The sequence below is a fragment of the Stenotrophomonas sp. AG209 genome, assembly GCF_003550055.1.
In the GTDB taxonomy this organism is placed as follows: domain Bacteria; phylum Pseudomonadota; class Gammaproteobacteria; order Xanthomonadales; family Xanthomonadaceae; genus Stenotrophomonas.
Map to the genome: position 1 here is coordinate 269,849 of NZ_QXDB01000002.1, position 12,196 is coordinate 282,044.

Here is a 12,196-nt window from a genome sequence, read left to right on the forward strand (position 1 = left end):
TCTGCGACTTAATCCCCTCCGTCCCCTTTTTTGCTATTTCACCGAGCGGGCGATGGCGTACTGCGCGCCGTAGTAGGTGGACAACACCAGCAGGCTGGCCAGCGGCAGGCCTCCTGCGAATCGATCCCAGGCCAGCAGTGAATCGCTGGCGACGAACAGCAGCGCACCGGCGGCAGCCCAGCGCGCGCTGCTGGCTTCAACGGTAGCGGGCTGTGGCCGGCGCCACTGGCGTGCCAGTGCCAGCACCGCCATCGAGGCCAGCACCACCACGTACGCCAGCACCGGAATACGCATCGGTGCAGGCAGGTGCGGCCACAGGCCAAGTACATTGAGTACAGCGAATGCGCCGAGCAGGACGCTGGCGGCGAGCAGGCCGCGCCCGGCACGCAGGCCATCGCGGAAGGCGACGATGTAGCAGAGGTGCGCCAGCAGGAACGCCACCAGCCCCGGTACGAACGCGTCCATCGGCAGCATCAGCGCGATGTCACCCACACACGACAGCAGCATGCCGGCCAGCACCGCGCGACGGTAGAACGGCTGCGCGGGATCACGCACCCGCCAGGCGATGGCGGCGATCAGCAGCGTGGTGGTCGGCTTGGCCAGCCAATGCAGCCAGCGCCCGTCACCGTGCAGGAACGCGCCGATGATGGCCAGGATCGCCATCAGCAGGATCAGACCATCGCGGGCGCGCGGCTTCATCGTGCCTTCCACAGATCCGCAAGGCGGTCAGGTTTGCCGGCGATGCGCTCCAGCACCGGATACTGCAGGCCACCGTGATAGTCGATGTTCATCGTTTCGATGCGGTCGAACTGCTTCACCAGCAGCACGATCGGCGCCCTGTCCTTCGCCGCCGTGGCTACTGCATCCTTCAAGCGCTGGCTGCTGTACTCGCGGCCGCCAACGGCAATCACCTTCATGCCCGGCGCCAGGCCGGCATTGAACGCCGGGCTGTCCCAGATCACGTCGCCGACCACGCCGCTGTCGAGCACGGTCGCGCCCAGCGAATAGGCGAGCAGCGCCGCCTTCGCGCGCTTTTCCTGCGCCTTGTAGGCGTCGTTCGGAGTATCGCGGTAGACCAGCTTCCAGCCAGCCAGTTCCAGGCCACCGGTCAACGAACCATGGCCATCCAGGCGACCGCGCAGGAACGTCGCCCAGTCGTACGGCGCGATGCCGTTCAAGGTCGCGACCACGTCGTCGAAGGTGTAGGGATTGACGTCCCAGTCGCCGTTGCCGACCCCGAAGAAGGCGCGCGCGAAATCATCCAGGCTACGCCGGTTACCACTCAGTTCGCGCAGCTTGCCCTCCACTTCCAGCCACAGCATCTGGCCGCCGGAGTAGTAGTCCTCGCTCATCTGGTAGTTGCGGTAAGGCAGCGTGCGGCGCTGCGCGATGGTCGGGTCGTTGGTGGTGTCCTGCAGCGGGCGCCAGGCCAGTCCGGGGCGGCCACGATCATAGGTCGCGGCCACATTGGCCAGCATGTCGCGCGCCTGCGCGGTCGACCACAGGCCCGAACGCGCCGCCAGCACCTGTCCCCAGAACTGGGTCTGGCCTTCGTATACCCACAGCAGGCTGTCGCCCATCGGCGTGTTGAAGTTGGCGGTGGCGAGATCCGCGCCGCGACGGTACTTGCCGTTCCAGGAATGGGTGTACTCATGCGGCAGCAGGTCGCGCATCCACGCATTGCTGTCCCACTCGGTGAAGTACCCCGGGTCGGCGCTGTTCTCGCTGGAACGATGATGCTCCAGGCCGATGCCGCCGAGGCGGTCGGTCAACGCCAGCAGGAATTCATAGTGGTTGTAGTGACGCGCACCGTAGAGCTTGTCGGCCTGCTGCACCAGCGCACGATGCATGGAGATCTGTGCCTCGCTCGGCTTCAGCGACTTGGCCTCGTCGGCGAACACATTGAGGTGTACCGGCACCTTCGCGCCCGGATCGAGATCGATGCGCTGGTAGTGTTCGCCGGCAAACAACGGCGAATCGACCAGGTGGTCATAGGAGATCGGCTTGAACACCACGGTATCGCCATCGCGGCGCGCGGTCTCCAGCGCAGTGGCGAACGACCAGCCCTTGGGCAGGGTCACGCTGGCCTGCGCCTGCAGGTTGCGTGCATCCACCCCGGCCGGGTACAGCGAGTTGGCGTTCCACTGCAGGTTGAGCATCTCCGGGGTCATCACCACCCGGCCCTGGCTGCCGCCCTGCGAGGACAGGAAGTCGAAGTGGGCGACGATCTCGCTCACCCCCTCGGGCACGTCCACCTTGAACGCATAGACGTTGTACTGGTCACGCTGCCAGGCCAGCGGCTTGCCGTTGGCGGTCACGCGCAGGCCGGCCAGCTTGTCGATCGGGCCGGTGGGCGAATGGTTGCCGGGAATCCACTGCGGGTACAGCAGGGTCATCGGTCCGGGTTTGACCGGTACGGTGGCAGTCACCTTGAAGATGCGCCGGGCCAGATCGCGCGCGTCCACATCGATGCGCAGCAGGCCGGGAGCCGCCGCATTGGCCGGTGGCGAGGTCTGCGCCAGTGCAGGCGTGGCCGCCAGCGCGAACAGCAATGACATCGCCAGGGCTCGGGTCTTCATCGGGCAACTTCCAACAACGGAGAATCCTCCGATGCTAGGCCTGTGCGCTGCCCTGCCCCATGGCCAAAGGTCATGGGCGAGCGCCCATCCACCCATGCCCAAAAGCGTGCGAACCAAGGTTCGCACCCACCTTGTGCAGGTTCGCATCCACCAGAGCGGTTTCAGTAGATCCACGCCATGCGTGGATGGAATGCACCGAGAAGCAGTGCGGACCAAGGTCCGCACCCACCAGAGTCAGGCCCGGTCAGTCGACCAGGCGCAGACGCAGTTCCTTCGGCAGCGCGAACACCATCGATTCCGGTTCGCCGTCCAGCTCGCCGACGCCGGTCGCGCCCAGCTCGGCCAGGCGCGCCAGCACGCCATCGACCAGCACCTGCGGTGCCGATGCACCGGCGGTCACGCCGATGTGCTGTTTGCCCTGCACCCACTGCGGGTCAATCTCGTGCGCGCCGTCAATCAGGTACGACTCCACGCCCTCACGACGGGCCAGCTCGCTCAAGCGGTTGGAGTTGGAGCTGTTCGGCGAGCCGACCACCAGCACCAGGTCACAGCGCTTGGCCAGGTCGCGCACGGCGTCCTGGCGGTTCTGCGTGGCGTAGCAGATGTCGTCGTTCTTCGGGCCCTGCATCGCCGGGAAACGCTCGCGCAGCGCATCGATGATGCCGCGCGTGTCGTCCACCGACAGCGTGGTCTGGGTGGTGTAGGCGAAGTTTTCCGGCTGGTTGATGTGCAGCGTGGCGACCTGCTCCACATCTTCGACCAGGTAGATCTGGCCGGTGCCGGCTTCGCGGTTCCACTGGCCCATGGTGCCTTCCACTTCCGGGTGGCCGGCATGGCCGATCAGCACCACGTCACGGCCGGCACGGCAGTGGCGGGCAACCTCGAAGTGGACCTTGGTCACCAGCGGACAGGTGGCGTCGAACACCTTCAGGCCACGGCGCTCGGCTTCCTGGCGCACGGCCTGGGACACGCCATGGGCGCTGAAGATGACCGTGTTGTTGTCCGGCACTTCGTCGAGTTCCTCGACGAAGATCGCACCGCGCTGCTTCAGGTCGTCGACCACGAAGCGGTTGTGCACCACTTCATGGCGGACGTAGATGGGCGCGCCCAGCGTTTCGATCGCGCGCTTGACGATCTCGATCGCACGATCGACACCGGCACAGAAACCACGCGGGTTGGCGAGCAGCACATCCATCAGTTCAATCTCCCGGCAGCGGCCGGCTTACGGTTTCGGGTTGGCATTATCCGCCTTTTTGGCGGACTTGCCGTCGAACAGGCCAAACAGGGCGATGCCGATGGCACCCGCCACGATGGCCGAGTCGGCGATGTTGAACGAGGGCCAGGTGTAGCTGCCCACGTACCACTGGATGAAATCGACCACGTGGCCGTGCACCTGGCGGTCGATCACGTTGCCGATCGCGCCGCCGATGATCAGTGCATACGGCACCGCGGCCTTCCAGTTGCCGCGGGCGGTACCGCGCAGCCACCAGGCCATCAGGCCGCTGATGGCGATCGCCAGCGCGGTGAAGAAGTACTTCTGCCAGCCACCGGCGTCGCTCAGGAAACTGAACGCCGCACCGGTGTTGTAGGTGCGGTACCAGTTCCAGAAGCCGTCGATGACCACCACCGGCTGGAATTCAGGCAGGCTCGACAGCACCCAGGCCTTGGACCACTGATCCAGGCCGATGATGGCGGCCGACAGCAGCAGCCAGACCAGGGCGTTCGGATGCGGACGTGCGGCGCTCATCAGAACCAGCTCCGCAGTTCGCCGGCGCCGGTGACGTTGCTCACGCAGCGGCCGCAAAGTTCCGGATGGTCGGCGTTGCTGCCGACATCGGCGCGGTGGTGCCAGCAGCGCACGCACTTGGCCTTGGTGGTCGGCTGGGCGCTGACGAACACCTCGTCGGTGGTCGCCGGGCGCACCTGCACGTCGCCACTGATGAACAGGAAGCGCAGTTCATCGGCCAGCGGCTGCCAGCGCGCGGCCTGCTCTTCGCTGGCGGCGATGGTGATTTCCGCTTCCAGCGCGGCACCAATGGCGCCGTTGGCACGCATCGGCTCGAGCACCTTGGCGACCTGCTCGCGCACGGCCAGCAGCTGGTCGAAGTCGGCGGCGTTGAGCTGGGCATCGGCCGGCAGCGGCGCCAGGCCGTCGTACCAGGTGGTGAACAGCACGTGGCCGGCATGCTCGCCCGGCAGGTAACCCCACAGCTCGTCGGCGGTGAAGGTCAGGATCGGCGCCACCCAGCGGGTGAACGCTTCGGCGATGTGGTACATCGCGCTCTGTGCCGAACGGCGACCGTGCGAATCGGTCGGCATCGTGTACAGGCGGTCCTTGGTCACGTCCAGGTACAGCGAGCCCAGGTCCACGCTGCAGAAGTTCAGCAGCAGCTGCACGATCTCGGCCATGTTGTAGCCGTCGTAGGCCGCCTTGATCTTCTCCTGCAGCTCCCACGCGCGATGCACGATCCAGCGGTCCAGCGCGACCATCTGCTCGAGCGGTTGCAGGTGCTGGGCCGGATCGAAGCCGTCCAGGTTGCCGAGCAGGAAGCGCGCGGTGTTGCGCAGGCGACGGTAGGCGTCGGCGTTTCGCTTGAGGATCTCCTGCGACAGCGACATCTCGTTGCTGTAGTCGGCCGAGGCGATCCACAGGCGCAGGATGTCCGCGCCCAGCTTGTTCATGATGTCCTGCGGCTCGATGCCGTTGCCCAGCGACTTGGACATCTTGCGGCCGTGCTCGTCCACGGTGAAGCCGTGGGTCAGGCACTGCTTGTATGGCGCGCGCTTGTCGATCGCCACGCCGGTCAGCAGCGAGGACTGGAACCAGCCGCGGTGCTGGTCGGAACCTTCCAGGTACAGGTCGGCCGGCTTGCCGAAGCCTCGCGCGGCGAGCACGCCTTCATGGGTCACGCCCGAATCGAACCAGACGTCGAGGATGTCGGTGACCTTCTCGTAGTCGGCCGCTTCGGCGCCCAGCAGTTCGGCGGCATCCAGCGAGTACCACACGTCGATGCCCTCGGCTTCGACGCGGTCGGCGACCTGCTGCATCAGCTCCACCGAGCGCGGGTGGATCTCGCCGGTCTGGCGGTGGGTGAACAGTGCGATCGGTACGCCCCAGGTGCGCTGGCGCGAGATCGTCCAGTCCGGGCGACCGTCGACCATGCTCTGGATGCGCGCCTTGCCCCAGGTCGGGAACCAGCCGACGGTGTCGATGGCGGCCAGCGCATCGTTGCGCAGGTTGGCCTTGTCCATCGAGATGAACCACTGCGGGGTGGCGCGGAACACCACCGGCGTCTTGTGGCGCCAGCAGTGCGGGTAGCTGTGGCGGATCGGGTGGAAGGCCAGCAGCGAACCGTTGTCGCGCAGCACGCCGACGATGGCCTCCTGCGCCTTCCACAGGTGCTGGCCGGCCAGCACCACGTCACCGGCCGGCGGGGTCGATTCCAGGTACACGCCGCGCCCGTCGATCGGAGTCACCTGGCCGGCGTTGTACTTGTCCAGCAGGCCGTACTTCTGGCTGACCACGAAGTCTTCCTGGCCGTGGCCGGGCGCGGTGTGCACCGCACCGGTACCGTCCTCGTCGGACACATGGTCGCCATTGAGGACCAGGATCTCGCGCTCCGGGTAGAACGGGTGCGCCAGCAGCTGGTTCTCCAGCGCCGCGCCGGTGGTTTCACCGTGCAGCACCACTTCGTCCACGCCGTAGCGCTGCAGTGCGCGCTCGGCCAGGGCCGCGGCCAGCACCAGCCAGCGGCGCTTGCCGTTGTGCGCCGGGCCCTCGGCCAGTACGTAATTGATCTCTGCGCCCAGCGACACCGCCAGCGAGGCCGGCAGCGTCCACGGGGTGGTGGTCCAGATCGGCACGGCCACTTCAACGTCGGCCGGCACGCTCACGCCGAACGCCTGGCCGATGGCCTGCGCATCGCGCGCGGCGTAGGCCACGTCGATCGCCGGCGATTCCTTTTCCTGGTATTCGATCTCGGCCTCGGCCAGCGCCGAGCCACAGTCGAAGCACCAGTACACCGGCTTGGCGCCGCGGACCAGGTGGCCGTTGGCCACGACCTTGGCCAGCGCGCGGATCTCGTTGGCTTCGAAGTCGAAGCTCAGGGTCTTGTACGGGTTGTCCCAGTCACCGGTCACGCCCAGGCGCTTGAAGTCCACGCGCTGGATGTTGATCTGCTCTTCGGCGAACTCGCGGCACTTCTGGCGGAATTCGACGGCGTCGAGCTTGGTGCCGACCTTGCCCCACTTCTTCTCGACCGCGATCTCGATCGGCAGGCCATGGCAGTCCCAGCCCGGCACGTAGGGCGCATCGAAGCCGGCCAGGTAGCGCGACTTGACGATGATGTCCTTCAGGATCTTGTTGACCGCGTGGCCCAGGTGGATGCGGCCGTTGGCGTACGGCGGGCCGTCATGCAGCACGAACAGCGGGCGGCCGGCGGCGTTGTCGCGCAGCTGCTGGTAGAGCCCCTGCTCTTCCCACCGCGCCAGAATGCCCGGCTCGCGCTTGGGCAGATCGCCGCGCATCGGGAATTCGGTGGCTGGCAGGTTCAGGGTGGTCTTGTAGTCCTGGCTCACGCAGTGGCTCGCAATCTATGTTCGGAAAGGATGGCGCGCGCCTGTTCGGCGTCGCGGTGCATCTGGTCGGTCAGCGCCGCCAGATCATTGAATTTTTCTTCGTCGCGCAGCTTGGCGACGAACTCCACGTCGATGTGGCGCCCGTACAGGTCGCCCTGGAAATCGAACAGGTGGGCTTCCAGCAGCGGCTCCACGCCCTCCACCGTCGGCCGCGTACCGAAGCTGGACACCGAGGGCCACGGCTGGTCGAACACGCCGTGCACCCAGGTCGCGTAGATGCCCGACAGCGCCGGGGTCTTCGGGAAGCGCAGGTTGGCGGTGGGGAAGCCCAGCGTGCGGCCGAGCTGGCGCCCGCGCACCACCCGTCCGCTGATCGCGTACGGACGGCCGAGCAGGTCGCCGGCACGGGCGAAATCGCCCTCCTGCAGCAACTGGCGGATGCGGGTGCTGGAGATGCGCTCGCCATGCAGGTCCACCGCTTCGATCTCGCCCGCGGTGAAGCCGAGTTCGGCGCCCATCTTCTGCAGCAGGGACAGATCGCCGCGGCGGCGGTTGCCGAAGCAGAACTCCGGCCCGATCCACACTTCGCGGGCGCCCAGCCGGTGCACCAGCAACTGGCGCACGAAAGTCTCGGCCGGCATCGCCGCCATCGCCGCATCGAAACGCAGCAGGCCGATCGCATCGACGCCAAGCTCGCGCAGGATCTCGACCTTGCTGCGCGCCAGGGTCAGCCGCGGCGGCGGCGTGCCCTGGGCGAAGAATTCACGCGGCAGCGGCTCGAATGCCACGGCCACTGCGGCCACGCCCAAGGCGCGCGCGCGGGCAACCGCGTGGCGGACCAGCGCACGATGGCCCAGGTGGAGGCCGTCGAATGCACCGATACAGACCACGCTTCCGTTCGGGAACAGCTCCCCGCCCTCGACGCTTCTGAACAGCCTGCTCATCAACTCTCGTTCCGGCCCGACCGGGGCCGCCGCTTCAATGGTGTAACCCTGAAGTATAGCCGCCACGGGCCGCGATCAATGCCCGCGCAGGTCGCGCGGGCGGAAGCCCATCGCCAGCATGGCCACCGCATAGGTCGCGCCACCGCCGCCGACCAGCAGCGCCAGGGCACCGATCCGCTCCCACACGCTCATCGCCGAGAAGCCCGGCAGCCAGTGCAGCAGGGCCAGCAACACGCCAACCATGGCCGCACAGGCCAGCACCAGGCGTACCAGATAGCCGCCCCAGCCCGGCCGGCGCTGGTAGACCTCGGTCTTGCCCAGCCAGTACCAGAGCAGGCCCAGGTTCAGGTAACTGGACAGCGCGCTGGCGATGCCCAGTGCCAGGTGCAGGCCCGGCTGCTTGCCGATGGCCGCCATCACGCCCTGTGCCTTCAGCGCGTCCGGCACCATCACCTGGTACAGCACGGCCAGCAGGATGAAGTTGAACACCATGTTGGCCACCAGCGCAGCCACACCGGCGCGCACCGGGGTCTTGGTGTCCTGGCGGGCATAGAAGGCCGGCAGCACCACTTTGAGCAGTGCGAACGCCGGCAGTCCGAAGCTGAGACCGTACACCGACAGCGCGGTCATGCGGGTATCAAAGGCGCTGAACTGGCCGTGCTGGAAGATGGTCGCGATCAGCGGCTCGGCCAGCAGCAGCAGGCCCAGCATGGCCGGCACCGAGATCAACAGGGTCATGCGCAGGCCCCAGTCCAGCGAGCGCGAGAAGCCCTCGCGGTCGGTACTGACGTGGTGGCGGGCCAGGGCCGGCAGGATCACCGTGCCCAGCGCCACGCCGAACACACCCAGCGGCAGCTCCAGGAAGCGGTCGGCCAGCGACAGCCACGACTGCGAGCCGTCGGTCAGCTTGGCCGCGATCACCGTATCCAGCAGCAGGTTGATCTGCGCCACCGACGAACCGAACAGGGTCGGCACCATCAGCGTCATCACCTTGCGCACGCCCGGATGGCTCCAGCCCCAGCGCGGCAGGGTCAGCAGGTTGATGCCCTTCAGCGAGGGCAGCTGGAACAGCAGCTGCAGGAGGCCGGCGGCGAGTACCGCCCAGCCCAGCGCCAGGATCTGCTTCTCTGGAGTGCCGCCCAGCCGCGGCGCCAGCCACAGCGCGCCGGCGATCATGCACAGGTTGAGGATGACCGGGGTCAGCGCCGGCATGGCAAAGCGCTGGAAGCTGTTGAGCGCGCCGCCGGCCAGTGCGGTCAGCGAGACGAACAGCAGGAACGGGAAGGTCAGGCGGAACAGGTCGACCAGCAGGCCCTGCTTGACCGGATCGGTATCAACACCGCTTGAGAAAACCGAGGCCAGCTGCGGCGCGAAGATCAGCGCCAACGCGGTGACCAGCATCAGCACCCCACCCAGGGTGCCGGCAGTGCGGGCCATCAGTTCGCGCAGCTCGGCGTGGCTGCGGGTTTCCTTCACTTCCGTGAACACCGGCACGAAAGCGGTGGCAAAAGACCCTTCGGCGAACAACCGGCGCAGGAAATTGGGTACCCTGAAGGCGACCCAGAAAGCATCAGTGATGGCGTTGGTGCCGAACGTGGTGGTCACCACGAAGTCCCGGACAAGTCCGAGAACGCGCGAGACCATGGTCATGCTGCTGAACGACAGCAGGCCCCGCAACAACTTGGGTGAACTCACTCAGCGTCCCTCTTGACAATCGACTTGACGTGCATTTCTTACGCCATCATACTAGCTAGCTTGCTGTTCCCATAACACCGATTTTTTCAGGAAACCACCACCGTGGCCAATATCAAGTCCGCCAAGAAGCGCGCCAAGCAGACCGTCGTGCGCAACGCGCGCAACGTGGCTCAGCGCTCGATGCTGCGCACCGCTGTCAAGAAAGTGATCAAGGCGCTGGACGCCAACGATGCCGCCGGCGCCGAAGCCGCCTTCGCCGTTGCCCAGCCGATCCTGGATCGCTTCAGCGCGCGTGGCCTGATCCACAAGAACAAGGCTGCTCGCCACAAGAGCCGCCTGAACGACCGCATCAAGGCCCTCAAGGCCGCCTGATCCGGCGTTGCCGCCCTGCCCTTCGGGGTTGGGCTGCAGACAAAAGCCCGGCCCCGGCCGGGTTTTTTGTTGCCTGCGATCCGGTAGTGCCGGCCGCTGGCCGGCAACCCCGAGGAATGCCGGCCAGCGGCCGGCACTACCGGAAAACAAAAAGCCCGGCCGAAGCCGGGCTTTTCGCATGGAACCACAACAGCATCACTGCGCGTTGCGGGCTTCCAGCTCATCTTCCTTCTGGCGATCGAAGAAGGCCATGATCCGGCTCATGATCGGGAAGGTGCCTTCGCGGCCCAGCGCGGAGACCAGGAACCACGGCTCCTTCCAGCCCAGCTCGGCGACGATCTGCTCGGCTGCCGCCTGCGCCTCGTCCTCGAACATCAGGTCGGCCTTGTTCAGCACCAGCCAGCGCGGCTTGTTCAGCAGCTCCGGATCGTGCTTCTCCAGCTCGCGCTCGATCGCACGCACCTGCTCCACCGGCGAAATGCCTTCCACGCCACCTTCCATCGGCGAAATATCCACCAGGTGCAGCAGCAGGCGGGTGCGCTGCAGGTGGCGCAGGAACTGCGCACCAAGGCCGGCGCCGTCCGCCGCGCCTTCGATCAGGCCCGGAATGTCGGCGATCACGAAGCTGCGGTAGTTCTCCACCTTCACCACACCCAGGTTCGGGTACAGCGTGGTGAACGGGTAATCGGCCACCTTCGGCGTTGCCGCCGAAACGGCACGGATCAGGGTGCTCTTGCCGGCATTGGGGAAGCCCAGCAGGCCGACATCGGCCAGCAGCTTCAGCTCCAGCTTCAGCGTGCGCTCTTCGCCCGGCTCGCCCGGCAGCGCCTGGCGCGGCGAGCGGTTGGTCGAGCTCTTGAAGTGCATGTTGCCCAGGCCGCCACGGCCCCCCTTGGCCACCAGCAGACGGTCGTTGTGCTGGGTCAGGTCGCCGATGACTTCATCGGTGGCAACGTTGATGACCACGGTGCCGACCGGCACAGTGATGGTCAGGTCTTCGCCGCCCTTGCCATAGGCCTGGCGGCCCATGCCGTTCTCGCCGCGCTGCGCCTTGAAGATGCGGTCATGGCGGAAGTCGACCAGGGTGTTCAGGTTTTCGTCGGCGCGGATGTACACGCTGCCGCCCGCACCGCCGTCGCCGCCGTCCGGGCCGCCGAGCGGAATGAACTTCTCGCGACGGAAGCCAATGCAGCCGTTGCCGCCGTTGCCGGCGAACACTTCGATTTCTGCTTCGTCTACCAGTTTCATTGTTTCGATGCCTGCGATGGGCGTGGCCTGCCGGCCGCCGCCTTGAATGTTATGCCTGCCGATGGCCGGCAGCCCGGCCTGGCCGGTCTTGCGTCCACTCTAACGAAAAGCCCCGCCGAAGCGGGGCTCTTCATGCAGCACTCCCATGCCGGGGCACGGGTGCCGGCGATGCCTGGATCAGGCGTCGGCCGAGACGATGCTGACGGTGCGACGCTTCTTGGCGCCCTTGACCGAGAACTCCACCTTGCCGTCCACGAGGGCGAACAGGGTGTGGTCACGACCCAGGCCAACGCCCGAACCCGGGTGGAACTGGGTGCCGCGCTGACGCACGATGATGTTGCCGGCTTCGATGGCCTGGCCGCCGAAGATCTTGACGCCCAGGTACTTCGGGTTGGAGTCGCGACCGTTGCGCGAGGAGCCTACGCCCTTTTTATGTGCCATGACTGCTTCTCCTGATGCTTAGCCGGCGATGCCGGTGATCTCGATTTCGGTGTAGTACTGACGGTGACCCTGACGCTTCATGTGGTGCTTGCGGCGACGGAACTTGATGATCCGGACCTTGTCAGCACGACCCTGGGACAGGACCTTGGCGGTGACGGCAGCGCCCTTCAGCGCATCGCCCAGCTTCACGCCGTCGCTGTCACCCAGCATCAGGATGTTGTCAAACTTGATCTCGCTGCCGACTTCGACTTCGAGCTTTTCAATGCGGAGCTTTTCGCCCTGCGCCACGCGGTATTGCTTACCGCCGGTGACCAGTACTGCGTACATGACCAGGCCTTC

11 protein-coding genes are annotated in these 12,196 nt (G+C 66.4%); 1 reads left to right on the top strand and 10 read right to left on the bottom strand.

Annotation, left to right across the window (positions count from 1 at the left end; all coding sequences use genetic code 11):
- Window positions 1–33 precede the first annotated feature (33 nt).
- The 7 genes from DFO63_RS12825 to murJ form a co-directional block, all read right to left on the bottom strand.
- Window positions 34–699, bottom strand: coding sequence for a lysoplasmalogenase (locus DFO63_RS12825; protein WP_101765122.1), 666 nt, complete (start codon window positions 697–699; stop codon window positions 34–36).
- A complete protein-coding gene (locus DFO63_RS12830; protein WP_119007142.1) occupies window positions 696–2,579 on the bottom strand; it encodes a M61 family metallopeptidase in 1,884 nt (627 codons plus the stop codon). Before DFO63_RS12830 ends, DFO63_RS12825 begins: the two co-directional genes overlap by 4 nt.
- Before the next feature lie 244 nt (window positions 2,580–2,823).
- The gene (gene ispH, locus DFO63_RS12835) at window positions 2,824–3,774 is read right to left on the bottom strand and encodes a 4-hydroxy-3-methylbut-2-enyl diphosphate reductase (RefSeq protein WP_101765120.1); all 951 of its coding nucleotides are present in this window, start codon (window positions 3,772–3,774) and stop codon (window positions 2,824–2,826) included.
- Between the two features lie 27 nt (window positions 3,775–3,801).
- Window positions 3,802–4,326, bottom strand: a complete 525-nt coding sequence (gene lspA, locus DFO63_RS12840) for a signal peptidase II (protein ID WP_101765119.1) — start codon at window positions 4,324–4,326, stop codon at window positions 3,802–3,804.
- Entirely contained in the window at window positions 4,326–7,157 is a 2,832-nt protein-coding gene (ileS, locus tag DFO63_RS12845; protein WP_101765118.1) for an isoleucine--tRNA ligase, read from the bottom strand. The genes lspA and ileS overlap by 1 nt, the downstream gene beginning before the upstream one ends.
- Window positions 7,154–8,101, bottom strand: a complete 948-nt coding sequence (locus DFO63_RS12850; protein WP_119007143.1) for a bifunctional riboflavin kinase/FAD synthetase — start codon at window positions 8,099–8,101, stop codon at window positions 7,154–7,156. Before DFO63_RS12850 ends, ileS begins: the two co-directional genes overlap by 4 nt.
- Before the next feature lie 75 nt (window positions 8,102–8,176).
- Window positions 8,177–9,781 carry a murein biosynthesis integral membrane protein MurJ gene (gene murJ / locus DFO63_RS12855; protein WP_101765116.1) on the bottom strand — a complete coding sequence of 535 codons (1,605 nt, stop codon included), beginning with the start codon at window positions 9,779–9,781 and terminating at the stop codon, window positions 8,177–8,179.
- 117 nt (window positions 9,782–9,898) lie between these two features.
- Here murJ and rpsT point away from each other — a divergent pair, with 117 nt between their 5' ends.
- Window positions 9,899–10,168, top strand: a complete 270-nt coding sequence (gene rpsT, locus DFO63_RS12860) for a 30S ribosomal protein S20 (protein ID WP_005408560.1) — start codon at window positions 9,899–9,901, stop codon at window positions 10,166–10,168.
- Between the two features lie 195 nt (window positions 10,169–10,363).
- On the opposite strand, the gene cgtA is transcribed toward rpsT, so the two are convergent.
- The 3 genes from cgtA to rplU form a co-directional block, all read right to left on the bottom strand.
- Window positions 10,364–11,416 (bottom strand): Obg family GTPase CgtA, encoded by a 1,053-nt coding sequence (cgtA, locus tag DFO63_RS12865; protein WP_014036376.1) that lies wholly within the window; start codon window positions 11,414–11,416, stop codon window positions 10,364–10,366.
- A gap of 177 nt (window positions 11,417–11,593) precedes the next feature.
- A complete protein-coding gene (gene rpmA / locus DFO63_RS12870) occupies window positions 11,594–11,857 on the bottom strand; it encodes a 50S ribosomal protein L27 (RefSeq protein WP_005415704.1) in 264 nt (87 codons plus the stop codon).
- Between the two features lie 18 nt (window positions 11,858–11,875).
- Window positions 11,876–12,184 carry a 50S ribosomal protein L21 gene (gene rplU, locus DFO63_RS12875; protein WP_005408557.1) on the bottom strand — a complete coding sequence of 103 codons (309 nt, stop codon included), beginning with the start codon at window positions 12,182–12,184 and terminating at the stop codon, window positions 11,876–11,878.
- Between the last annotated feature and the right edge of the window lie 12 nt (window positions 12,185–12,196).

What these genes read in the sequence shown, in the direction of transcription:
- ispH (WP_101765120.1), bottom strand. Translation starts at nt 3,774, where the DNA reads ATGGATGTGCTGCTCGCCAACCCGCGTGGTTTCTGTGCCGGTGTCGAT.
- lspA (WP_101765119.1), bottom strand. Translation starts at nt 4,326, where the DNA reads ATGAGCGCCGCACGTCCGCATCCGAACGCCCTGGTCTGGCTGCTGCTG.
- DFO63_RS12830 (WP_119007142.1), bottom strand. Translation starts at nt 2,579, where the DNA reads ATGAAGACCCGAGCCCTGGCGATGTCATTGCTGTTCGCGCTGGCGGCC.
- cgtA (WP_014036376.1), bottom strand. Translation starts at nt 11,416, where the DNA reads ATGAAACTGGTAGACGAAGCAGAAATCGAAGTGTTCGCCGGCAACGGC.
- DFO63_RS12825 (WP_101765122.1), bottom strand. Translation starts at nt 699, where the DNA reads ATGAAGCCGCGCGCCCGCGATGGTCTGATCCTGCTGATGGCGATCCTG.
- rplU (WP_005408557.1), bottom strand. Translation starts at nt 12,184, where the DNA reads ATGTACGCAGTACTGGTCACCGGCGGTAAGCAATACCGCGTGGCGCAG.
- rpmA (WP_005415704.1), bottom strand. Translation starts at nt 11,857, where the DNA reads ATGGCACATAAAAAGGGCGTAGGCTCCTCGCGCAACGGTCGCGACTCC.
- DFO63_RS12850 (WP_119007143.1), bottom strand. Translation starts at nt 8,101, where the DNA reads ATGAGCAGGCTGTTCAGAAGCGTCGAGGGCGGGGAGCTGTTCCCGAAC.